Source organism: Dendronalium sp. ChiSLP03b (assembly GCF_034531165.2).
Taxonomy (GTDB): Bacteria; Cyanobacteriota; Cyanobacteriia; order Cyanobacteriales; family Nostocaceae; genus Dendronalium; species Dendronalium minutum.
In genome coordinates, this window is sequence record NZ_JAVRBR020000120.1 from 1 (window position 1) to 23,390 (window position 23,390).

17 protein-coding genes, 1 tRNA gene and 1 pseudogene are annotated in these 23,390 nt (G+C 42.2%); 9 read left to right on the plus strand and 10 right to left on the minus strand.

Annotated elements, in window-relative coordinates; all coding sequences use genetic code 11:
- Positions 1–108, plus strand: a pseudogene (locus RMY31_RS26970) (photosystem II protein D1); the annotation flags it as partial.
- Positions 109–288: 180 nt separating this feature from the next.
- Here the strand turns inward: RMY31_RS26970 and RMY31_RS26975 are convergent.
- Positions 289–1,194, minus strand: coding sequence for an NmrA/HSCARG family protein (locus RMY31_RS26975; protein WP_409878552.1), 906 nt, complete (start codon positions 1,192–1,194; stop codon positions 289–291).
- A gap of 151 nt (positions 1,195–1,345) precedes the next feature.
- On the opposite strand from RMY31_RS26975, the gene RMY31_RS26980 reads away from it, so the two are divergent.
- Positions 1,346–2,242: a LysR family transcriptional regulator gene (locus tag RMY31_RS26980; protein ID WP_409878554.1), complete on the plus strand. Its 897-nt coding sequence runs from the start codon at positions 1,346–1,348 to the stop codon at positions 2,240–2,242.
- 153 nt (positions 2,243–2,395) lie between these two features.
- Here the strand turns inward: RMY31_RS26980 and RMY31_RS26985 are convergent, their stop codons facing one another.
- The 4 genes from RMY31_RS26985 to RMY31_RS27000 all read right to left on the minus strand — a co-directional run bounded on the left by RMY31_RS26985 (position 2,396) and on the right by RMY31_RS27000 (position 9,704).
- Positions 2,396–4,021: a hypothetical protein gene (locus tag RMY31_RS26985; RefSeq protein ID WP_409878556.1), complete on the minus strand. Its 1,626-nt coding sequence runs from the start codon at positions 4,019–4,021 to the stop codon at positions 2,396–2,398.
- 806 nt (positions 4,022–4,827) lie between these two features.
- A tRNA-Gly gene (locus RMY31_RS26990) sits at positions 4,828–4,898 on the minus strand.
- A 60-nt stretch (positions 4,899–4,958) separates the two neighbouring features.
- Positions 4,959–5,960 (minus strand): hypothetical protein, encoded by a 1,002-nt coding sequence (locus RMY31_RS26995; RefSeq protein ID WP_409878558.1) that lies wholly within the window; start codon positions 5,958–5,960, stop codon positions 4,959–4,961.
- Between the two features lie 72 nt (positions 5,961–6,032).
- Positions 6,033–9,704 carry a response regulator gene (locus RMY31_RS27000; RefSeq protein WP_322660935.1) on the minus strand — a complete coding sequence of 1,224 codons (3,672 nt, stop codon included), beginning with the start codon at positions 9,702–9,704 and terminating at the stop codon, positions 6,033–6,035.
- Between the two features lie 1,171 nt (positions 9,705–10,875).
- On the opposite strand from RMY31_RS27000, the gene RMY31_RS27005 reads away from it, so the two are divergent.
- On the plus strand, positions 10,876–11,484 hold the full coding sequence (locus tag RMY31_RS27005) for a GNAT family N-acetyltransferase (protein WP_409878561.1): 609 nt from the start codon (positions 10,876–10,878) through the stop codon (positions 11,482–11,484).
- A gap of 660 nt (positions 11,485–12,144) precedes the next feature.
- Positions 12,145–12,699 carry a hypothetical protein gene (locus RMY31_RS27010; RefSeq protein ID WP_322660938.1) on the plus strand — a complete coding sequence of 185 codons (555 nt, stop codon included), beginning with the start codon at positions 12,145–12,147 and terminating at the stop codon, positions 12,697–12,699.
- Between the two features lie 8 nt (positions 12,700–12,707).
- Here the strand turns inward: RMY31_RS27010 and RMY31_RS27015 are convergent, their stop codons facing one another.
- From RMY31_RS27015 to RMY31_RS27025, 3 genes are all read right to left on the minus strand, one after another.
- The gene (locus RMY31_RS27015; RefSeq protein ID WP_322660940.1) at positions 12,708–13,856 is read right to left on the minus strand and encodes a histidinol-phosphate transaminase; all 1,149 of its coding nucleotides are present in this window, start codon (positions 13,854–13,856) and stop codon (positions 12,708–12,710) included.
- A 96-nt stretch (positions 13,857–13,952) separates the two neighbouring features.
- Positions 13,953–14,588, minus strand: coding sequence for a YqiA/YcfP family alpha/beta fold hydrolase (locus RMY31_RS27020; RefSeq protein ID WP_322660942.1), 636 nt, complete (start codon positions 14,586–14,588; stop codon positions 13,953–13,955).
- A 297-nt stretch (positions 14,589–14,885) separates the two neighbouring features.
- On the minus strand, positions 14,886–16,052 hold the full coding sequence (locus RMY31_RS27025; protein WP_409878563.1) for a FecR domain-containing protein: 1,167 nt from the start codon (positions 16,050–16,052) through the stop codon (positions 14,886–14,888).
- A 246-nt stretch (positions 16,053–16,298) separates the two neighbouring features.
- Here RMY31_RS27025 and RMY31_RS27030 point away from each other — a divergent pair, with 246 nt between their 5' ends.
- Both RMY31_RS27030 and RMY31_RS27035 read left to right on the plus strand, forming a co-directional pair.
- Positions 16,299–16,454 (plus strand): hypothetical protein, encoded by a 156-nt coding sequence (locus tag RMY31_RS27030; protein ID WP_322660946.1) that lies wholly within the window; start codon positions 16,299–16,301, stop codon positions 16,452–16,454.
- 287 nt (positions 16,455–16,741) lie between these two features.
- Positions 16,742–18,070: a hypothetical protein gene (locus RMY31_RS27035; RefSeq protein ID WP_322660948.1), complete on the plus strand. Its 1,329-nt coding sequence runs from the start codon at positions 16,742–16,744 to the stop codon at positions 18,068–18,070.
- 136 nt (positions 18,071–18,206) lie between these two features.
- On the opposite strand, the gene RMY31_RS27040 is transcribed toward RMY31_RS27035, so the two are convergent.
- Positions 18,207–18,467: a hypothetical protein gene (locus tag RMY31_RS27040; RefSeq protein WP_322660950.1), complete on the minus strand. Its 261-nt coding sequence runs from the start codon at positions 18,465–18,467 to the stop codon at positions 18,207–18,209.
- Positions 18,468–18,599: 132 nt separating this feature from the next.
- Positions 18,600–19,661: an isopenicillin N synthase family dioxygenase gene (locus tag RMY31_RS27045; RefSeq protein WP_322660952.1), complete on the minus strand. Its 1,062-nt coding sequence runs from the start codon at positions 19,659–19,661 to the stop codon at positions 18,600–18,602.
- A 451-nt stretch (positions 19,662–20,112) separates the two neighbouring features.
- Here RMY31_RS27045 and RMY31_RS27050 point away from each other — a divergent pair, with 451 nt between their 5' ends.
- The 3 genes from RMY31_RS27050 (at position 20,113) to RMY31_RS27060 (ending at position 23,253) form a co-directional block, all read left to right on the plus strand.
- Positions 20,113–21,150, plus strand: coding sequence for an NADP(H)-dependent aldo-keto reductase (locus tag RMY31_RS27050; RefSeq protein ID WP_322660954.1), 1,038 nt, complete (start codon positions 20,113–20,115; stop codon positions 21,148–21,150).
- Positions 21,151–21,370: 220 nt separating this feature from the next.
- Entirely contained in the window at positions 21,371–22,495 is a 1,125-nt protein-coding gene (locus RMY31_RS27055; protein WP_322660956.1) for an aryl-sulfate sulfotransferase, read from the plus strand.
- A gap of 92 nt (positions 22,496–22,587) precedes the next feature.
- On the plus strand, positions 22,588–23,253 hold the full coding sequence (locus tag RMY31_RS27060; RefSeq protein ID WP_322660958.1) for a glutathione S-transferase family protein: 666 nt from the start codon (positions 22,588–22,590) through the stop codon (positions 23,251–23,253).
- Positions 23,254–23,390 lie beyond the last annotated feature (137 nt).

The following is a 23,390-nucleotide window of genomic DNA, read 5'->3' on the forward strand; positions in this document are numbered from 1 at the left end:
CTGGGTATGGAAGTAATGCACGAGCGTAACGCTCATAACTTCCCCCTCGACTTGGCTGCTGGCGAAGTTGCTCCTGTTGCTCTGACTGCTCCTGCAATCAACGGCTAATTCAATAAGTCTTAGCTGAATAAAAAAACGCCCTCCGGAAACGGGGGCGTTTTTTTATTCAGCTGCCAGATAGATTAGGACAAAGAGTAATCATCAAACATTGATAGCAAGCGGATTTCAGGTCTGTTATCTATTACTTGCTATATTACAGCTTTCTGTCGGAAAGCTGTAATTGTCAGTTCACATTTTTGACCCGACATTAGACGGGCTTTCAGGTGGTTTTGCCCAGCCGCGATCGCGCAGATAGGATTCAAAGTCGGTCGGGGAAGGAAAATCGCGCTTCAACTGTGCTAAATTCGCTCCGTAGCCAACGTTCTCAAACCAGCGAAACATCGTGGTTACTTCCTCTCCGACTTGCTGCTCAAACACTTGAAACGGAATTTGTTGGTAGTTGACGGTTTTGCCCAGAACGCGGCTGAATGCGGCAGCGATTTCCTTCATGGTCATGTCTACACTTGCGACTTCCTTTTCGCGATTCAAGAAATCTGCGGGACGCTCAAACACTTCGGCGACCATTTCCCCGTAATCTTCTTCGGAAAGCTGCTGCAATTTCGTTTCCGGACTGAGCGGTTGGAAAAGCGTTCCCTGCTCAATCATCGGACGCATTCCGTTGTAATTGTAAAAGAAGAAAACCGGACGCATCATTGTGTAGGGCAAACCAAGCGATCGAATGTATTCTTCGACTTGAAACTTGCTGTCGAAATGTGGGATGCCCGTGTTGCGTTCAGCACTCCCCACCGAACTGTAGACGAAATGCTGAATGCCTACTGCTTTCGCCGCGTCTGCGACCGCCTTGCCGTTGCGGATTTCGGCTGACAATCCGCCTTGAAGGAAGGTCTGCAACGAAAAAACGCCATAGATACCTTGCAAAGCGCGATCAAGGGAAGCGCGATCGCCGAAATCTCCTACCAGAAGTTCTGCCCCCGCTTGTTGGAGTGCTTGGGCAGGGGGCTTGTTTGGATCGCGCACAAAGGCACGCACCTTGAATCTTCCGCGCTTTAAAAGATGACGCGCTACTGCACCCCCCTGATTCCCCGTGGCTCCGGTGACTAAGATAATTCGTTCTGTGGTTGTTTGCTGTGTCATTTCTGTTTTTTCAATGCTGTTTGTGTATTTGAAATTTATCTTGTCTAAACAGTAGCTTGTACAGAAAAAGAGAAAAAGTAGTTAAAATTCAAAACAGTGATGCAAAAAATTCAAAAATGCGTTTGCGTTAATGGACAAGCTGAAAAGCCTGATGATTTTTATGCGCTCCGCTCAATATGGCAGCTTCTCGGAGGCAGCACGACAGTTAGGAATGGCTCCCTCAGCTGTGAGTCGAGCTGTATTGCGCTTAGAAGATGAATTGGGGGTGCGCTTGCTACAGCGGACGACTCGCAGTTTGACACTGACCGAAAATGGTGACCGATTTTATGAACGCTGTCAGCAAATCATCAACGATTTGGAAGAAGCCGAACTCGAAGTCAAACAATCGCAATCAATGCCGATTGGAACATTGCGGCTCGATCTGAGCTTTGTGTTTGGCAAAATGCATATTGCTCCGGCTCTGCTGCGATTTGCCGCACAATATCCTGAGCTACATCTGAATGTTTCTTTTAACGATCGCTTGATCGATCTGATTGAGAAAGGTATTGATGCGACGGTGCGGATTGGAATCAGCAGCGATAGCAGTTTAATTATGCATCACCTGGCAACTGCACGCTACATCACTTGTGCCTCACCGCAGTATCTCGCTCAGTATGGTACGCCCACAAAGCCCACAGAACTGTTGCAGCATCGCTGTGTCAACTTTATCTATCCACAAACCGGGCGAGAGCCTAACTGGAAGTTTGAACAAGACGGAAAATTGATTGACCTTTGTGTTGACAGTTATCTGCGATTCGATAATTCAGAAGTCATTTTAGAGGCTGTCATTCAAGGAGCTGGTGTAGTTCAATTTCCCAAATTTATTGCAGCAAAAGCGATCGCGCGTGGAGACCTCCAACCTATTCTCCAATCCTACGCGACCCAAGTTGGATTACCGATCGCAGTGTTGTATCCGCAAAAACGCTATCTCCCGGCTAAAGTTCGCGTATTTGTTGATTTTATGACAGAATTGACGGCTGCATTAAAGCGAGTTGATGTTGTAGATTGAAAGCTCGAACCAGTGGACGGCAGGCTTTAGGTTAGAAAACAGCGCAGAAAGCACTTTATCTAATTCGTAATTAAAACCCTTGAAGTGTTTTTCAAACAATACTATTTTTGCCAATTTAGTCTTACACTACTTTCATACTCAGCTCACCTAATTTTATAGATTTTCAACCTGTAGGTGAGTGTCTGTATGTTTCCATGCTGTAGCAAATTCTGTTTGCACGAGTTTAGCAGCGTCATCTTTACCTTGTGCTTGCAAACTTACCTGCAAGCCAAATAGAGAACGTCCGTTGTGGGGATATTTTTTTAAATCGGCTCTAAACACTTTCTCTGCTTCTACATAATCACCCTTGGCCAATAGCACGCCGCCTAAAAATTCTCGTGTGGGAAAGTACCAATCTGGTGGTTCTACATAATCTAAAGCATCTTCTGCTGCTACAGCTTGCTGTAGGAAATCGATCGCAGAGTCGTAGTCATGCTTTGTTCTGGCAATTTTGGCATCAATAACTTTTGCAGCAATGTTGAGAATCCGACTGGCGGGACTGAACCCAATGGTTGCCTCTGCGGGAATTGTCTGTTTAGCAACTAGTAAGGCATGGCTTTCACTCACAGCATCTTCTAGTTTGCCTGTGGCAGCGTTTGCCATACCGCGAGCAAAATGCCAGACTGCATTAGTGGTGGGTAGTTTAATATCAGGAGCCGGAGTTTTTAAGATAGCATCCCAGTCACCAAACCGCGTTTGAATGAGCATTTTGCTGCCCAGGAATCCCTCTAGCATAGGTAAATATGGATCGATAGAGGCAGCATTTGTCACCAATTTATCGGCAGCTTGCACGGCATCTCGATGTCTTCCTGCCATGCTGCTGGCTACCATGAGGAAATGCACATTGTGGTTGTAGTACATCAGGGGATAAATGCCCTGCACTTGATGATTTTTAAGATAAATATTATCTTGGGCGATCGCCCGTTCATTTGCCAGCATTGCCCTCTCATAATCTCCTACACGAAAATAAATATGGGAAGGCATATGTATCAGATGTCCTGCTGCGGGAACTAAGCTTTCCAGTCGTTTAGCACTTGCGAGGGCGCGTTCTGGGGAAGGTGACGCTTCCACAGCATGGATATAGTAATGATTCGCTCCAGGGTGGTCTGGGTCGCGTTGGAGTGCTGATTCTAAAACAGCTACAATTTCTTCTGTATCAGCCTGTGGTTTGCCATCATGACTCCAGAGTTGCCAGGGATGTAAATCCATCAGGCTTTCAGCGTAAAGTGTTGCTGCATCTAAGTCATCAGGATAGCGCTTGGCTAAAGCTGCCATTGCTTTGGCATATTCCACCGCCAGTTGATGTAAATCTGCATGGAGATCGTTGGAGTAACGTTTTGCTAAAGCAGCAATATAGTCCTGTTCTGTGACTGGTGCTTGGGTAGAAAGTGCCAAAGCTTGCTGTATTGTTTGATAGGCAACTCGTTCTCGCTCAGGGTCTATGTCTAAGTTAATATTGGCTCCTATGGCAAGGGCAATGCCCCAATACGCCATTGCCATTTGCGGATCGAGTTCGGCTGCATGTTGAAAAGAACGTACTGCTTCATCATGATTGAAAGCGTAAATTAAATTCAATCCTTGATCGAAAAACTTTTGTGCTTCAGGATTACGGGTAGTAACTGCATGATGGTATGTTCCTAGTTTATGTATCAAATTATACGGCTGCTTTGCTTGGGCAAGTGCCTCGTTGGGGATGACTAATGATAGTATAAGTACCCAAATTATAAATAAGTACTTCATTTTCATGATTCCAATCTTTCAAGCTTTCTATATTTTTGCTATTTATTAGGGTTTACTCATTGCATGGAATACCAATCTGCCGCAGGGATGTGTATGCCCTGACTATGTATTGCATCGAAACAAGAATAGCTATACATTGCACAGTTGTTTTGAGATGATTTATGCAAATCCCTCCAAATTGCAAGAGGATTGTAATACTAATTCTATGTGAACGCGATCGCCTAGCTTTAGACCTCTTGCACGAATAGTGTAAGCATGAAAAAATACAGGTCAAAAAAGAAAGAGCGATGAGCTACGAACATGGTGTAGCGGCGACTGCTGGTAATCGCATTCACGTAGAAATTCAAGGCTAGTGGACTGAAGGTTGCCCTTAATAGTACCAGGGCAAACGCATCTAAAGTATAAGAATCCTTTAATGGCAAGGGTTTGGGCGTTTTATAATTGAGTCTCTTTTTTCATCAATATCCTTGTCCCGCAAGGGTTTCAGGTTTTACGTGCGTTTGCCCTGTAATAGTACTAATCCAACTCCGAGTCGCTGATATGTCAACAACCATTTACGTCGTATACAGCTGGTGAAAGTGCGATTGCACAATAGTATGGATGTTTTATAAATTATCTCAAGTATGGTTCAGTACCACTTGAGATGTATCGCACCCGTCTGATTGCAGCGATCGCCTGATTCATCTTTTCATTCAGCAACGCCCCAAATTCTTATCCAAAAATAGAACAAATGCACTATAAAGGAGATTATTCTCAAACACTAAAAAACCCTTGTAAGTCAAGCCTTACAAGGGTTTTGTCGTTTAAGCGGGCGGCGGGAATCGAACCCGCATTAATAGCTTGGAAGGCTATAGTTTTACCACTAAACTACGCCCGCAAATTTCCAACCCTGATAACATAACACAATTAAAACTAAAATTCAAGCATCCAGTCAGAGTTAGCGACGCTCTATTTTGAGACGTACAAACCTATTACTCAATTCTGGTGGTGTTGAACCATCAATGTAATGTGCAGGCTGAAATTTCTCACCTTGGAAAACATCATTAGCGAATTGCTCATATTTGCTTTTGTCTGCTGCTGGTATCGATGGATCTATAACTTTAGCCTCCATAAACTTGCCAGTTTTATCAATTATTAAAGATACCAAAAACTCTACAGCAGGAAGTTCGAGGTTGCTATTGACGTAAAGTGAGTCAACTTCTTTTTCGTTGCTTCCTATATGTTCAGCCAGTTTCAATTCTTTAGGTAAAGGCTCTCGCATAATTGCTCTCTGCTCCTCTTCACTCACAGGAATCCAGAGCGCAAATAGTCCTCCCTGTGACTGACTTTTTGGAGGCGATAGCTTTTCCCCAACGGGTTCTTCTTGGCGCTGTTGCTCAGCGAGTTGTTGCTGGCGTTGTTGCTCGGCAAGTTGTTGCTGACGCTGTTGCTCGGCAAGTTGCTGCTGACGCTGTTGCTCGGCAAGTTGTTTCTGACGCTGTTGTTCGGTGAATTGTTGCTGGCGCTGTTGCTCGGCAAGTTGCTGGCGCTGTTGCTCGGCGAGTTGCTGTTGACGTTGTCGAGCGATCGCTCGTTTTTGACTTGCCAAAGCGATCGTACTTCGATCTGGAATATTAAAAACAGCAGGTTTTATCGTTGATTTGTCTATTGGAGCTACTTGTTTGGATAATTTCGTTGCTTGCGAATTTTGAGTTATCGATACTGGATTTGGCGCAACTGATTTTGCTTTAGGAGAAATTTCTACAAACTCAATGGGAACAACTGCTTGGCTTTGCTGCGGAAACCACAACTTAAATACATATGAGCGCATTAGCCAAAAAGCCAGTAGGTGCAAAGCAACTGAACTGATAGCTACACCGATCCACAAACTCGGTGGATCGGTGTGCCGCCTCCAGACTTTCTCTGAAGTTGGAGTTTTATCCGCAACCGATGTTGTCATATTACATTTGAAACCAGATATGATTCGGTGCTTTTGCTGCTAATGGCTAATCGCTAAGATCCAGTTTGAATCTTAGCGATTAGCCATTAGCTCTGATGTAACAGCAAAGGTCAGAACTGTTTCATCTACTCCTTTGAGTTTTAGCGGACTACCTTTGGTAATTTCTTCATCCTGCAAATAATCTGCTACAGCAGCAGAAACCAGGATAGTACCAGGAACAGCAGCGGATTGCAATCTCGCGGCAATATTCACACTCGGACCAATAGCTGTATAGTCTGCACGTTCTGCACTACCAAACATGCCTACAACTGCGGTACCTTGGTGGATGCCACAGCGAAACTGTACGCCACTATGCCCGTTAGAGTCGAATATACCTTGGTCTCGCCAGCGCTGGTTTAACTGATCTAGGGATCGGTGCATTGCTCTTGCGGTGTTGACGGCTCGACGCACCTGTTCGTTTGGGGTAAGTTCTTCCGGCGCTCCGTATAAAGCCAAAATAGCATCCCCCATAAATTTATCTACCGTCCCGCCATTATCAAACACAACTTTGGTCATAGCTTCTAAATATTCATTCAGCAACTCTGCCACTCGTCGAGATCTCAGGGTATTTGCTAACTGGGTAAAACCCACGATATCGCTAAATAAAACTGTGATCAAGCGCGGTTCCGGTCGTAAATCTAGCGTCAAAGCTCCTGCTGCTGCTTTTTGCACCAATACAGTCGGCAAGAAACGCTTTAGCACCGATTCTGTGAGGTAAGTATTTAGCTCCACAACCCGTCGTTCATTTTCCTTCAAGGCTAAAAGATTCCTTACTTCCGCCAGAAGTTCCCGATCGTTAAACGGTTTTGCTAAATAAGCATCTGCACCATGTTCTGTACTTTCGATGCGGGTTTCCTCGTCAACTTTCGCTGTGAGCAGAATGATTGGTATTCCTTTCAACTTCTCTTCACTACGTATCATCCGAATCATTTCCAATCCTGTCACCAAGGGCATCATCAAGTCAGTGACAATCAAGCTGGGTATAATTTCCTGAGCTATTGCGAACCCTTCATGACCGTTACGAGCTGTTCGGACTTGATAGCCGTTGCGACGGAGTATATCAGATACATAGGTACGCAGATCCGGGTTATCATCTACAACTAGGATAGAGTACTTAGTCACCGAATTTGCAGGAGAAGAAGAATCTACTTCCAACTTATCGCTGAGTGCTGAGTTCGGAGTTTCAGAACTGGGTGATAGGTTATTTATATTATTTTCAATATTGTCTGTGGTTGGTTCTATCAGTTCTAAATCGGCCAGTTCCACACTAGCGCGGCTTGTGTTCAATTCAACAGGAGTTTCCAGCACTTGCTGTGTGGGTAGGTGAGCATTTCCAGCCACAAGCCATAAAGTAAAGGTAGTACCTTCACCATAAACTGATTCCACAGTGACTTTACCACCGTGTAATTCTACTAATTCTTTGACTAAAGCTAAACCAAGACCACTACCTTCATAAGAGCGGTTTTCTGAGCCTTCAGCTTGCCGGAAGCGCTCAAACAAATGGGGGATCTGTTCTTGAACAATGCCAATCCCCGTGTCTTGTACTTGTAATATGCAATGGTTCGCTTGTGATAGCAACTTTACGCTAATTGTGCCACCTTCAGGAGTAAACTTCATGGCATTGGACAGGAGGTTATAAACCACCTTGTCAAATTTTTCCATATCCAAGTACACTGTGGAACATTCATCCAGCTGGCTAACGAGATGCAGTTCCTTTCTCTCACAATAGGGGCGAAATGACTCAACAATTTGACCGACAAACTCGACTAAATCACAGGGACGGAAATTAGGCTGCATCCTCCCAGCGTCTAAGCGTTGTAGATCTAGTAGTTGATTGACCAGTCTTAGCAAGCGCCGGGAGTTACGTAAGGCGATCGCACTTTGGGCATAAGATAATCCTTCACCAGCCCCCACAGCTGACTCTAAGGGGCCTTGAATTAAGGTGATAGGAGTGCGGAATTCATGGGAAATATTTTGAAAGAATTCGGTTTTTTGTTTGTCTAATTGCAACAAGCGCTCAGCTTGCTCGCGAGTTTTTTGGTATAAACGTGACTGCTGCACAGCGATCGCCGCTTGCGCGGCCACTGCTTTAGCCAGTTCGATATCAGATGAAATCCAGCGACGTGCTTTGCTACCTTCACGTAGTGTGATACTACCAATACATTTGCCATCAGCTAGTAAAGGGACGACCATGAGCGATCGTGCTGGCATTTTCAAAGGTAAATCAAACCCTTGGATTGCCGATGGACAATCGCTCATATCAGTAATTATTACAGGTTCATGTGTTCTTAATATCTCTTGTAATATGGGATTGTCCTGTATAGGTGCTTGAGAGTCGGGTAATTCCTGATTAACAAAATCATTATAAGTACTTAAATTTTTATCTTGAACGGGCGATCGGTTATTCTCAGGATGTTGAGAATTATCATACAAGCCCACACAATGGACAAATTCATCTTCTTCTGTCCACAAAGACAGTACACAGCCATCAACTTGTAAGGCTTGTCCCAGTTGGTGGGTGATAGCCGCAAAGATATCTTGAGGGTCTAGGCTAGAGCGAATTGCGGTAGTAATCGTATTAATCAAGCCTTCTCGCTTGGCAAGGGCACGTACCTGCTCGTATGCATAGGCTTGAGACAAAGCCAAAGCAGCTTGATCCGCCACCATTAAAACCAACTGCACCTCTTCTTTGCCCCAGAAGCGAGGCTGGTAACACTGGTGTAGTGCTAGGACTGCCATCAGTTCCTGTTGGCAAATCAAGGGCACAACCAAGCTAGAGCAAATGTTAGCAGTAGCAAAAGCCACAGTTCGTTGCCGCAGTTCAGGAGTTTCGCCTTGAATGCGCTCATCACCTGCTACATCATGAATTACTTGAACTTCACGGGTTTCCCAGACCGTTTGAGCTAACGGAGAGGAAGGAGAAATGGGTGGAAAATTGATTTGATTGTCCCTCTTCGCATACTCTTCAAGAACTCCTTCTCCTGCAAAGACGCTATCGCGAACGGGGAATACAGTCGGCTGAATCGGCAAACCCTCCTGCGAACTGCTCGCTGTCTCACCTTGTCCTCGTGTTCCCGTGTCCCCTTGTCTTTCTTCTTTCAAAGCTTTCTGATAAATGAATCCTTCATCCACCAACTGTTCTTCCTGGAAGGGACGTAAAAGACAGACATCTACCTCCAACATGTGACCCACTGTATCGACGATTGCTTGCAAAATTTGCCGATAGTCTAAAGCACTGCGAATTGTATTTGTGACGGTATTCAGCAGCGATTCTTGACGGAGTGTGCGAGTTAGTTCTCGGGTGCGGGCTTTAAGGACATTGTGTGTATCTAAAGCCTGTCGCACGACTGCTTTAAGATCCTCTGCTTCCCACGGTTTAGTTACGTACTTGAATACCTTACCAGCGTTGATTGCTTCCACGAGGTCTTCAACATCTGTGTAACCAGTCAAAATAATCCGGATAATATCTGGATATTGAGTCGCTGTCAGGCTCAAAAATTCTGTACCGCTCATGATGGGCATTCGTTGATCGGAGATGATCACTGAAACCTCTCCCTCTTGCGCCAACAGATCCAATGCCGCAGGACCAGAGGTTGCCCTTAGCACCTTATAGTCGCGATAGAAGGTGCGGTAAAGCAAGTCAAGGTTGTCTGGTTCGTCATCAACAACCAAAATTTTAGGCTTACTGTTTACTTGAGATTTCATGCACCGCTTTCCTGCTGCAATGGCAGTCGGATAAAGAATAATCTGATCAGGTAGGAATGGTTCTGAGTCAGGTAAGAGCAGAGCATTTTGACCAATGAGGCTGTTTGGCTACATGACTGCTGAGTGTGGGGGCACTGATTTAGAGGAATTCGCCTCAATGGCTTGTGCCGATTACCATTTGCTTTAGTGCAGTGCAATTGGATTCACAGCTAGTTTTCATTTTATAGACATGATGTTTGCTTGCCAAATCTTCCCTCACCTCCAGCGAGAACTGTCCTACAGTATATACAGCGCTCAAGGCTGGCCGAAAAAACCAGATGAAGCTGCTTATTAAGTTTTCCCGTTGCAGCAGTTGCACTAACACTCGCAGGTAAATTTTATTTATGCCATTCATAGTAGGGTCAGCAACATTACAACAATAAGATTTAAAGGCAAAGTATACTATTAGACAAATACCTCTTTCCAATTTAGCAATTAGAACTATAATTCAGACAAGTGGCATCAGCCAGGAAATTCAGGATCATTTCTCCAGCACCTAAGTTACCCTAGAATTCAGTTCTTTACTTGGTTTTAGGAGCTGGTATTAGCGTAGCGGTAATAAGAAATCACTGAGTACCGCAACTAAGAACAATTTGAAAGCAGAACTGAGCAGGCAGTTGACGGTAAAAAAATTTTGTGCATATCCAAGCTAGCATCACTGCCAATTGGTTTTTTGCTTAGAATGGAGCGAGTATTTGTTTTAGCTGAGTAGTTAGATATAGTCAAAAGATTTTTTCAACTCGATTTCAGCAACACAATAAGTAATTTTTTGGGGGACTGGTAGTTAGACATTTCTATAGTATTGTCAATTATACTACCTTTGATTCTTTGTAAGCTGATGACATCTCAAGCTTAAAGTCTCTATTGAAGCAAGGATACGCCTGAAGCTCCTGAACAAAGACTTGCAGATTTATGATGATGCAAGTTCTAGCTCTTATGAGCTACAAGCAGTGTTATGTTTCAAAAGCCAAAACAATGTTTTACCATTTGTGTACTCTACAATCTAAGTAATAAATTGTAATTTCGCTAGAATTTCCAAATTATAGGCTAATTTTAGTTTTAATATACCTTATATGGTGTTTTAAAATATCTGAGAAAATTATTGTTGAATGCAATCAATACTAAACTAACTTTGACATCCTGGTTTTTTGACCCGCATTACCAAGAGCCAGTCGTAACCGATTCAGCTCATCACCAGTTCCAAATTCGTGCTGCTACATCTGCTGATTTGACTGGTATAGCCCAAATTATTGCCGAAAGCTTTCACTCCCAACATGGTTTATGGGGATGGGCTTTTCCTTTGTTACGCTTAGGTATTTACGAAGACTTCAGGCATCGCCTATCGTCACCTGCACCACATCACGTTTGCTTAGTTGCTGTTGATACCAATAGTACGGCTAATAACTTAGTAGGAACTGTTGAACTGGGTGTGCGTTTTGCTGATTCGTGGATACAGGTTGGTAGAAGTTTTCCTTATCTGTCTAATTTAGCCGTTCATCCCAAATATCGTAGGCATGGTGTGGCATCAGGATTACTTATTAGCTGTCAACAAGTCTCTCAGGAATGGGGATTTCAAGACTTGTACCTCCACGTTTTAGAAAATAATTATCAGGCACGACAGCTTTATTTCAAGCTGGGATATAGGGTACATCAAGTAGAATCTAACTGGAATACGTTTTTACTAGGACGCTCGCGGCAGATATTATTGCACAAGCATTTGAGAGCTGATTCAACTACTTGAATTCTTATTTTAAGTTTAATATAGTGACTTAGAAATTACATTCTTAAGGAATATTTCAGTTAGAGTTGGCAATTTATAATACATAATTAAAGCGATTGAGTAGCTAGAAAATTAACGCACCAATCCTAGCAATCCAGTTTTTTAATAGCACAATAATTAAATAGACATCTGACAATAGATAATTTATGAAGCTAGAATTGAATGACAAGTTTGCGCCTTAATATTTTTTATATACAATCTTACCAAATTTTTTTCAAATAAAAATACAATTTTATTATGATTTTTTGCCCATTTACGACATACTCTTTAATTTTTCATAATTTAATTTTTAGATATATTAAAATATAAAAAGGAACTGATAATATTTTTATAAGTAAAAATACGTTTAACAAAATGCTAATTCCTCATAATAACTTTGTATTTAGGATATTCATCTTTATAAAAACTTTAAAAAAGTTGTAGTTAAGTTTGGAGACAAACCCAGTTAAATCTCATACAATATAACTACTACTTACTGAACAAGTGTATTAATTTCTATCTTAGTTAAATTGACCAGAAAATTCTTGATAATAAGAAAAATCAAAAATTTGGTTTAATTTAATAGTAAGTTCCTGCTGTAAGCCCATAACACCACCAATTTACTCAAAAATTTGAGAAAACATGGATAGCGAAAAGCACCCACGCTATCAAGCTGCTATGGTATCAATTTATTGCCCTGAAACCAGTTTCCTAAACCATCTTGTCATGCCGGATGGAACTGAGCAATCATATGGCTCGGATATACTTACGCGTTTGCACAGTGGAGAAGTTTTCATTGTCAATAGTCGCAAACGGAATGGATTAATACTGTTTAAACGCTATCATGCAGAATTTGCTGGGCCTGGAGCAGCAGTTGGCGGTGATTACGATTGTGATTGTCAGAGGGTACTATCTATAGGTAATTTGTCTTTATTGACTCCCGAATCTTATGAGGAGCGTCAGAAGGCTTACTTGATTAGGCGACAGTGGATTCGGTTGATTAGACAAATTACAGAAAACCCGATTCCTCAGCAGCGAGTCCAAAAGATTTTGGATCAATTTGAACAATACTTTCCGCCGGAAATGGTGGTCGATCTGCCTGATGTTGCCTTCGCCCTTTTAGTAGGCGTACTCCCACAAACAGTGGGAATGATACGCCGTTTGGGCAGCGATGAAAATTGCAGGCTTAATTACTGAGTAAAGAACTAAATTTTCAGATTTGCTAAAGCAGCTTGTATCCGATTTATGGTACGGTCATTTTCGTCTGATGTGCCGATAGTAATTCGCAATCCTCCACCGATCTCGCGTACAAGAGTACCAGAACTTTTGAGTTCTTGGTGAAGATTTTTTAAAGCAGTGTCTTGTAGATAAAAGCCATTGGGTTTTAGGCGCAAGAAAATAAAATTAGTGGCACTTTCTGTGATTTGTAAAGTTGGGTGATGAGATAAAGCTTCGATAAGTTTGGCTCGTTCGCTTAGGGTTTGAGGAATTGAGTTGAGTAAGAGTTGGCGGTTTTGCAAAGCAATTAATGCAGCAGCTATTGAGAAACTGGAAAGATTATAGGGTAGACGGATCTTTTCTAGGATAGCGATCGCTTCTGGATGAGCAATGCTATAGCCAACGCGCATAGCTGCTAACCGGAAAGCTTTAGAAAAAGTACGTAATATTACCCAGTTGGGGCGCTGTGCTAATTCACCCACTAGTGTAATCTGGCTGAATTCAAAATAAGCTTCATCAATTACTACCAAAATCTGCTCGTTCAGATTTCTTAACCATGCCAACTCTGAAGCGGTTAAGGGATTAGCTGTCGGGGAATTGGGATGCACAACAAAAACTACCCGAATCGGAGGATTTTGAGTTTGTTCTATGGCAGACTGTGCTGCTGCTAAGTCAATTTCAAAATTTGCTGCATTTCTACTTACCGCTACTACAGGAATTCCCAAAGTTTTTGCTAAAATCCCGTACATAGAGAAAGTAGGATTGGCAACTAGAATTGAACCTTCTCCTGCTAGACAGGTGGCAATTAATAAAGAGCGGATGAGTTCATCCGAACCATTACCAACAGAAATATTGGCAGCAGTCAAAACAGATGGCGAAAGAGTCGCTGACTCATTGATATACTCAGCGATCGCTTCTTTGAGTGTCTCATGTCCGCCATCGGGATAACGATTTGTTTCAATTACCTGTTGATATGTCCGGGCTAGCTTTTCTTTTAACTCAGGCGGTAAATCATAGGGGCTTTCATTGGTGTCCAGGCGATCGCGCTGCGTGGGGACTGGTTCGGCTGTATCGCTGCTGGGGTGGGGTTTGTAAGCAGTGAATTGAGCTAAATCTGAGCGGATGAATGAAAGCATAATTTTATTCAATAGTCAATAGTCCAGTTGTCAGTTGTTTGTATTTGACTACTGACTAAGGACATTAGTTATGTAAGAATTTCTCATTTTACAGCTTCAAGGTAACTGACAAAAGAGGCAAATTGCTTGCCAAATTTCTTCCATAACGTTGCCCAAAGCATGATCGCTGTCCAGTTCCACTAACTCTACCCAAGGACGCGATCGCACAAAGTCACGACTGGCTGCAATTGGGATGACTTCATCTTTTTTTCCGTGCAAAATCAGGGTGGAGATGGGACGTTGTAAAAGTTCTTCTTGGTAATGAGCAGCATCTGTTACGAAATCGTAACTAAGAGGTAGCGATCGCCCTTCGCCATAGTGGTAAATCATGAGATATTTTTCTTGTTGCCAACGCTGCACCTCTTCATCCCCTAGCCTAGGTAACCAATGAGATAAAAACCCGAAAGCTGGTGCTAGCAGAACAAGGCGTTGCACCTGCTGATATTGCTGTCCCAAGTGGGCAGATGTCAATCCACCCAAACTTGAGCCAATCAGTGTTACTGGTACAGGGGCATCAGGAAACTCTCTTGCAATTTGGGTTAGTTGACGAGTAATTGTCAACTGAGAGAAATCGCCAGCATTTAAATCGGGAATTTTGATTTTTCTCTGGATTTTAGCAAAGCGATCGCCTATATCCTGTGCTTTGGCAGATTTAGGACTAGAAGCGAAACCGTGAAGATAAATGTATTCCAAAGTAGTAGATTGCGAGGAGTGAAAAGTTAGAGTTGGGAATTATTACAGCAGTTTTCAGGTATTGAGACTAAGCCTGAGGCGGATAGTAAGAGTAGTGTAGTTCAAGTACTTGAAAAGCGCTGTGAGTTTGCTAAATGCTAATTTATCATTTTTGGTTTATGGACTAACTCAGCATTTACAGCAGATTTCAAGTTGGTGAGGTACAGATAATTGTAAGGGCGAACGGCCGTTCGCCCTTACTTGTGTACTTCATTTACCTGAAAAACGCTGTATATTTTGTTGATATTGTTAGAGAAACTAAGGGGCTGGGGATGGCGGTTCCTCAGGTTGAGTTGGTGGTTCCTCAGGTTGAGTTGGTGGTTCCTCAGGTTGAGTTGGCGGTTTCTCAGGTTGAGTTGGCGGTTTCTCAGGTTGAGTTGGCGGTTCCTCAGGTTGAGTTGGTGGTTCCTCAGGTTGAGTTGGTGGTTCCTCAGGTTGAGTTGGTGGTTTCTCAGGTTGAGTTGGTGGTTCCTCAGGTTGAGTTGGTGGTAAATCGTCGCCTGTTTTGGGAAGTGTTACTGTATCATTAGTGGGTGATGAGGTAGTTGACGGGTTGGTTGGGATTTTACTGTCATTGTCATCATTCACAGGTCTTCGATCGGTATTAGACAAAATTTCTCCCGTTTCCACAAAAGTGTTTACTGGAGAACTGTCGTTGATGGGAGCTGCTGAAGAGTTGTTTGTGAGAATATCTTTGCTGGGAGAGTTTGAGGAACTAGTAGATAGCTGTAAAAAAGATGGATTTTCAATTACACCTTTGCCAATGATTGGCGGCTGTGTTGCTATGGCAGCAGCAGTTTCAGCTTGCACACTGGCGATCGCTGGATCTACTGTAGCTGTGGGATTTTGTCGAGTTAAATCCAGTCCTCGAACTAGATCGCTCGTTTCATAAAAATTTCTCAAATCAAAATCAAATAAGCCCTGAAATTTGCCTTTGACTATAACCATCAATTGCCCTGCTTGCAGCACTTGTTTTTGAGAAGCTTCTTTGTTAAAAACTTCAATGCCGCTATTTGTTAACGCACCTACAATCGTGGTGTCTGTTTGTTTGTCATAGCGTACAAACAAAGCTGAACCGCGAATTGCTGCTGCTGCACTTGGCGTTTGTATACGTGTTTGCCCCCTTCCGGGCGGAATGAGCATTAGAACAGTTCCGTTGGACAGGCTAAAGTACCGAGTTTTGGGCAAAAATTTAAATATTGCCTGTTCCCCAACCCTCGCCAATGAGCCATCATTGAAGCGCAATTCTGCCAGAGAAGCTCGACCCGTTGACAATCCATCTCCAGGAATCATTGGATCTAATTTGCGAGCCGGCCGCCTCTTATCGCTATTTTTAGGAATGAGTTGTACTAAGTTGCGGAGGTTTTGAATTTCAGCACGAGTCAGAGGAGTGACGGCATTTGCTCGATTTAGCAAAGGCAGCATTATTATCCCCCATGAACCAACCAGCAAAAGTGGGAATAATCTGAGAAACATAGTTTAAACTTTAGGAAAATTAAATTTAATTGAAACCAAACTAGTTAAATAAGTCTTCAGAATATTACAAGTTTGAGATTACATGATAAATTATCAAGTTTATCAATAATTAAATCTAATAATAAAATCTATTTTCTAAACTAGGACTTATCTAAATCATTTTTGCCAACTACGAACTATTAAAAGTTTCCCACAATGATTTCAGTAGCACTTTCTCCAGGTGTAAAAGTTCAGCAATCTTTAAAAAGCCCAAAGCTTATAAATACAGGGATTTTAGAGCTTGCCTTTGCCGCAGCCGCAAATGGAAAAAGTCGAGATAGGGTTATTTATAAAGTAAACATTAAATTTTAAGTATGGTAGATACGATCGCAGATGTGATTTTGTCTCGATTCATAAAGGTTTGCGCTGTAGCGCACCGCAATCGATGGTGTCTTACACTTAGTTAACATAGCCTAACTAAATTAAAATTTACTTTCTAAATCAACTCTAATAAAGCATAGATGTATATTATTACTGCTTTCATAATAATTTAGATATATTTAGGTATAAGCTTAATACGAGGTTTATATTACTTATTGAAACTTCTGATACAGCTTGTAAGTCTACTTTCGTCAGACGCAATTAACGCTATCTAAAAGATGCAATCCAAGGGCTGGAAAAATTTGTTGTTTGCAATTTTGTTAACATCAAGTAGTGCAAATAAGTGTTGCATCAGGGTAGATGCTGCATGGGCAGCAAATTCAGAAATAAAATCTTTGGTAAGTACGCAGAGAACTCATCAGCTAATTCAGAAGGGTGAGCAAAAGGTAATTAATTCTGAATTGCGGCAGTTAGATATATTAGAGTTAGCATACGCAGAACAGACACCATCAAATCTGACACTACAAGAAGCATTAACTACTCAACCCAATCCAGTATTGTCAGCAACACCAAATGCTAAACCCAGGTATGCACAAAATGAAAATTCCAGTCCTAGCGAGATTCAACCGACGAATGAAGCGCCACAGCTAGAAACACAGCCAAATGATTTACCTCAATCTTCCCCAAAACCAATAGAACAATTATTAGATAAACCTCAGATAGATTATACTGAAAGGCTAGAGAGACTCAGGCAGGTGTTACAACAGAAAAAACAACCAACCCCTGAGTCCAATAGCCTTCCAGAACTGGGTCTGAGAGTGCAACAAAGACCTCTGTCACAAAAACCACTTGAACAACTACCGCCCCTAGCGACTGAACAACCCATAGTCAAGTCTAAACCTATAGGTTTCCTTCAGGCTCGTATAGGTTACTTCCACGCAAGTAATATTTTTTCCTCAGATGTTGTTCCCATAGAAGATGGCTTGATGTTTTATGGACTAAGCCTAGCGTCTGCATATTTCCCTGTGAGTTCTAAAACTTATTTGAATGGATCGATTGATGGCAATCTAATTCGTTATGCAGATCGATCAAAATATAATTACAACCAGTTGAGATTCAACCTTGGTATTTACCAACAGCTCTCGCAGCGAATGTATGGGGAATTTAGTTGGAGCAATCAGCAGCTGTTTTATGCTAACAGCAGCGATCGCTTTTTAGGTGAGAATTCTCTGCGGCTGTCTGTGGGAAGGCGAGATCCCCTAACTCAAAAGTTGATGCTAGATAGCTTTTACGAATTTAGTCTAAATTTTGCCGAGCCAAATAACCGCGATCGAGTGATAAATTTTGTATGGGTTTCTTTGAACTACTACTGGCAAAAGCCTTTGCAAGTTGGTCTTGACTACCAGTTTAATTCGTCAGACTTTACCCAGCGTCAACGAGACGACAACTACCATCGGCTATTTGCTCACTTAAATTATAAAGTATCCAACTCCAGTAATATAAATTTGCAAAGTGGCATTTCCTTTGGAGACTCGACAGATAGTAACATTGATTTTGATGGCTGGTTCTTTAGTATTAACTACAATTTACAGTTAGGTCGGTTTTGAAAGTTGTTAGTTGTCAATTGTTTTTAACCACTGACCCTTTCGGGGTGACGCTCCTGCGTCGCTAGCGCTTCGCTAACGCCAGTCGCTCATGGGGAGCCACTGCGTTGCGGATACCGTTGGCGAATTTCCCAAACAGCTAAACTGAACGGGTTAGTTCAGTAATGAAACGATTGAGAGCCTTCTGAGCATTTTTATACCCAGGTGCTTGCTTACCTAACTTCAGTTCAGACAAAACGCGGTCACGCTGCCGAAACTCAACGTCAATTACGGGTTTGCCATAAGTATTTTTATTATTTTTCCAAAGGTAACTACGCTTACCTTGAGGACAATAGACCGCTTTCTGCTGCCAATCTATCTGAAAGTGAGATAAATTGGTGCATAGTATTGTTGTAACCAAACCTAGCCATATGAAAGCTTTTGAATGAAAATTGGGTTGTGGGTTGAAGTACTCGCATGTGCAACACCTAGGTTTTATAGGTGTAAAATGCTCTCAGGATTCTTGTCTAGTTGCATGGTGTTAAAACCGCGTCTACCTTGAAAAGCGTGGTTTTAGTACTGTTTGGTCCAATTCTGGAAACACTTTAGATACCTTGCTCAACAGATATTCACCATAAGTTCCGCGAAATTCGTGAACACTAGCTTTATCCCAGCGATCGCTTTTATCATCATTCACTACTACCTCGTTCAGTTCAATCGGTTTGACTTCAACGTTGAAATTTGGGTCAAAGAAAAATGGAAACGACAGGCGATTGCTTCCGGATAGGTTCTGAACGCGATGGGGTGTTGAGCGATACAGTCCTTTGGTCATGCGATCGAGCATATCTCCAATGTTGCACACAAATGAGCCAGGAATAGGAGGTGCGTCTATCCAGCCAGACTTTGATTTGACTTGTAATCCGCCAACACGATCTTGCTTAAGAATAGTCAATACTCCGTAATCAGTATGTTCGCCAACGCCCCACCTAGATTCAGTTTGAGATGTTGATGGATTGGCAGGGTAATTAAAAATCCGAAATAATATCAATGGGTCTTTTGTATAACGGTCTGCAAAGTAAGACTCTTCTAATCCTAAACTCAGGGCAATACCAGCCATTAGGGTGTGTCCGAGTTTGGTCATTGACTCTATGTACTCAAGCACCGTTTCTCTAAATTGAGGAATATTCGATGGAAAGAGATTACGGCCGTGCATTGGTAAACCAGCTTTGACAAGTAGGTGTTCTTCTTCTAGTTCTGCACCAAAGTAAATGCCTTCTTTTAAGTCAGGTCTACCCGATGTCAACTCGTTTCCCACAGGGAAATATCCTCGCCATGCTCTACCACCGAGAGCCATGCGAATCTGAAGTTTAGTTTCTACATCCTGTGCAAAAAACTGTTGGCTGAGATGTTCTAGCTGCTCTTGTAGTTGTTCGTCAACTCCATGTCCGACGATATAGAAAAAACCGTAATCTTGGCAAGCTTGCTCGATCTGAGTGGCAACTACATAGCAATCTTGTGCTGTTGAGCCAGAATTGCCAATTTTGGAAACCAGCGGACTAATATCAATGACAGGAATATGTGAAAAGTCTTTGTCCACAACTTGTAAGATTGTCATGCTCTTCTTTTAGTCGTACGTAGACTAACAACTAGACCACACAGGCAATTATATCTATATCAGAATTTAGCGATCGCTAGCCTTCGTCAACTATTTATACAGATTATTGCTGGTATGAGTTTGTGAATTTTATTGCAAACTCCGGTAATTCGATGTATATATAGTAGTATTGTCTAAATAATTCTCATTGCTTTTGAAAACAACGAAAGGTTACTAATTTTTTGGCCGCCACTTGGCTCGAATGAGAGAATCTGTGCTGACTTCATTTAACACGCGCAGACTTATTTTGTTTGTGTAACCAGACTGTTCAAGTATCATGTACTTATATTTATGTAAATATGTAAATTTCAAGGAATATTGTGCGCCCAGGTTCCACCAGAGAATGAGTAATTATCAAGTGGGATAAACTGAATCAAAGCTTGTTAATTAAATAACAACATAATCCCGAAATATGCATTATAATCAATTAGGCAATAGCGATCTAAAAGTTTCCGAGATTTGCCTTGGCACTATGACATATGGGCAGCAAAATACTCTTGAAGAAGCCCATCAGCAGCTAGATTATGCCATTAACCAAGGAGTTAATTTCATTGATGCAGCTGAGATGTACCCAGTACCCACCAGTGCTGAAACCTATGGCTTAACCGAAACTTACATTGGGGAATGGTTAAAACATCAACAGCGCGATCGACTAATAATTGCTACTAAAATTGCCGGGCCAGGTCGAGGCTTTAAATGGGTGCGTGGTGGAGCCAAAGCAATTGACCGTAATAATATCAAACAAGCTGTAGACGATAGTCTCAAAAGATTGCAGACCGACTATATCGATCTATATCAAATTCATTGGCCCGATCGCTATGTACCACGTTTTGGACAGACAGTATTTGACCCTATCCAGGTAGGAGAAACGGTTCCCATTGCTGAACAGCTAGAAGTTTTTGCTGATGTAATCAATGCAGGAAAGATTCGCTATCTAGGTTTGAGTAATGAAACCCCTTGGGGAATTTTACAATTTAGTCACGCAGCTAAACAGTTAGGATTGCCCAAAATTGTCTCTATTCAAAATGCCTATAACTTACTCAATCGAGTCTTTGATGGCGCTCTTGCAGAAGCAGTTTATTACGAAAACATTCCTTTACTAGCTTATAGTCCTTTGGGATTTGGCTTTTTGACTGGTAAATACCTCAATGGTAAACCAGAGAAAGCAAGAGTTACTTTGTTTGAAAATTTTGGTCAGCGCTATTTAAAACAAAACGTTAGCAAAGCTGTAGCAGCTTACGTAGAAATTGCCAAACGTCATCAACTGAGTCCTGCACAATTGGCTTTAGCATTCGTGCGGAGTCGTTGGTTTGTTGCTAGTACAATTATTGGTGCTACTACACTAGAACAACTAAAAGAGAATTTAGAAAGTATCAATGTAGTTCTGAGCAAAGATATTTTGGCAGAATTGGATGCAGTTCATACTCAATTTGCGAATCCAGCACCATAGAAATGCTGAGTTTTGAGTACAGACGCGATTAATCGTGTCTGTACAAAAGTTAGCTATTAATATGGAAATTAATTTGTCGGTGTTTGTTGGGATTATTAAAGATTTGAGTAATAGCAAAAAGACTTTCTGGTAAACAGGACAAATTCTAGAATCGGTTAAGATTTCCCAAAGTTCTACCCGATACTGAAGCAAAAAATTGAGATATTTCATAGGTACAATCATGACGATCGCAACAGCATTAATCGACCAAAATACTATTCGTCGCCGTGGTACTGGTTTAAGAGCTTACAATCCCGACAAGGTATTCAAAGGATATACACTTTTTACCCCGCTTACAGGTAATGGAGAAGTCTATCTTCTGAATCTGGAAGGAGAAGTAGTACATCAGTGGAATTTGCCATATCCACCGGGTTTATATGGTTATCTGTTGCCCAATGGCAACCTTTTTTATAATGGTAAAATACTGGATATTTCGCCACATTTTCCTTTGTGGGCTGCCTTTAAAGGTGGTGTTGTCTTAGAGGCAGATCCCAAGGGAAATATTATCTGGGAATATAAGCATCCATCCCATCATCATGATGGACGCAGACTACGCAACGGCAACACAATCTTACTAGCAATTGAAAAGATACCTCAGTCTTTAATTCCCCAGATTAAAGGCGGCGTTGCCGGAACAGAAGCAGATGGTGATATCTATGCTGATGTACTTTACGAAGTTACTCCTGTTGGTGAAATTGTCTGGACTTGGCACGCCCACGAACACCTAGATCCAGAGATTTTTACCATCACTCCCCAAGATCAACGACACGAATGGACTCATGGCAATACTGTAGGCGAACTTGCTGACGGCAATATTATAGTGAGCTTTCGTAATATCTCTACTGTTGTGATTGTCGATCGCAACACAGGACAGATTATCTGGACACTTGGAGATGACGTATTAGCACAGCAGCACTTTCCTAACGAATTAGCTAACGGCAATATCCTAATTTTTGACAATGGCGCACATCGCCGTCACACTGCTCTCAATTTCTCTCGTGTGATTGAAGTAAACCGTCAAACTAAAGAGATAGTTTGGGAGTACGCTGACAACCCACCCCAAAATTTCTTCAGTTCGTATATATCAGGCGCACAGCGTCTACCAAACGGCAATACTTTGATTACGGAAGGTGCTTACGGTCGCATATTTGAGGTGACAGTGACAGGAGAAATTGTTTGGGAATATGTCAATCCTCACTTTGCGGCTCGGAATCTTCCTGGTGAGAAGTCACCAGTAGCGCGTGGGGAGCAAAATTCGGTCTTCCGCGCTTTCCGTTATGCGCCTGAAGAAGTGCCTTGGCTCTAGTAAAAAAGGCAGAAGGCAGAAGGTAGAAGGCAGGAGGTTTTTGATTTGTACTTTTGCTAATAAACCAATCCTATTGATAGAGGAACATCAACATGGCTGAAATAAAGATATATAGTGCGGTTGTTTGCCCTTATGCTCACCGTTCGCGCTTAGTGCTTCAAGAAAAAGGCATCGACTTTGACTTGATTGAGATTGATTTGCAGAACAAGCCGGAGGGATTTACAGATATTTCTCCCTATGGAAAAGTACCTGCGATCGCACATGGCGATCGTCGAGTTTGGGAATCGGCAGTAATTAATGAATATCTCAATGAGGTATTTCCTAATCCGCCTCTTTTGCCCAGCAGTCCCATTGCTAAAGCCCAGGCTCGCATCTGGATTGATTTTGCCAATACTAGATTCGTTCCAGCTTTTTCTGCTCTCTTGCGTAGTCCCGATATCCAACAGCAAGAAGCAGCCAAACAGGAACTATACAAACATCTGCAATTTATCGAAAATGAAGCTTTAGGAAAGTTATCAGGAGAAGGCCCTTACTGGTTTGGCGATGCCATCAGTTTGGTTGATTTTACTTTTTACCCCTGGTTTGAGCGTTGGCCTGCACTGAAGCACTATCGAGGCTTTGCGCTACCAGAGGAATTTACTCGTCTGCGTCAGTGGAAACATGCTTTAAAACAACGCGACTCTGTGGTGGCGATCGCTAATAGCAAGGAATTTTATATAGAGCGATATTCTAGATTCGCTACTCCTGTTGCTGCTTAGCATCGCATTTGGTAAGCAAAAGTTAAAAGAATTTTATTGACTTTTACTATACTTTTGGCTTCATGTTTTCTTAAGTTTTTGCCACCCAGGAAGATTTATGGGTGGCAATTTACTGATTTCGGTAGAACTATCAATCT

Excerpts from the sequence above, each read along its gene's own strand:
- RMY31_RS27025 (WP_409878563.1), bottom strand. The coding sequence starts at position 16,052 with ATGCTGCCTTTGCTAAATCGAGCAAATGCCGTCACTCCTCTGACTCGT.
- RMY31_RS27000 (WP_322660935.1), bottom strand. The coding sequence starts at position 9,704 with ATGAAATCTCAAGTAAACAGTAAGCCTAAAATTTTGGTTGTTGATGAC.
- RMY31_RS26980 (WP_409878554.1), top strand. The coding sequence starts at position 1,346 with ATGATTTTTATGCGCTCCGCTCAATATGGCAGCTTCTCGGAGGCAGCA.
- RMY31_RS27010 (WP_322660938.1), top strand. The coding sequence starts at position 12,145 with ATGGATAGCGAAAAGCACCCACGCTATCAAGCTGCTATGGTATCAATT.
- RMY31_RS26995 (WP_409878558.1), bottom strand. The coding sequence starts at position 5,960 with ATGACAACATCGGTTGCGGATAAAACTCCAACTTCAGAGAAAGTCTGG.
- RMY31_RS27035 (WP_322660948.1), top strand. The coding sequence starts at position 16,742 with ATGCAATCCAAGGGCTGGAAAAATTTGTTGTTTGCAATTTTGTTAACA.
- RMY31_RS27045 (WP_322660952.1), bottom strand. The coding sequence starts at position 19,661 with ATGACAATCTTACAAGTTGTGGACAAAGACTTTTCACATATTCCTGTC.
- RMY31_RS27050 (WP_322660954.1), top strand. The coding sequence starts at position 20,113 with ATGCATTATAATCAATTAGGCAATAGCGATCTAAAAGTTTCCGAGATT.
- RMY31_RS27030 (WP_322660946.1), top strand. The coding sequence starts at position 16,299 with ATGATTTCAGTAGCACTTTCTCCAGGTGTAAAAGTTCAGCAATCTTTA.
- RMY31_RS27015 (WP_322660940.1), bottom strand. The coding sequence starts at position 13,856 with ATGCTTTCATTCATCCGCTCAGATTTAGCTCAATTCACTGCTTACAAA.
- RMY31_RS26985 (WP_409878556.1), bottom strand. The coding sequence starts at position 4,021 with ATGAAGTACTTATTTATAATTTGGGTACTTATACTATCATTAGTCATC.
- RMY31_RS27060 (WP_322660958.1), top strand. The coding sequence starts at position 22,588 with ATGGCTGAAATAAAGATATATAGTGCGGTTGTTTGCCCTTATGCTCAC.
- RMY31_RS26975 (WP_409878552.1), bottom strand. The coding sequence starts at position 1,194 with ATGACACAGCAAACAACCACAGAACGAATTATCTTAGTCACCGGAGCC.
- RMY31_RS27055 (WP_322660956.1), top strand. The coding sequence starts at position 21,371 with ATGACGATCGCAACAGCATTAATCGACCAAAATACTATTCGTCGCCGT.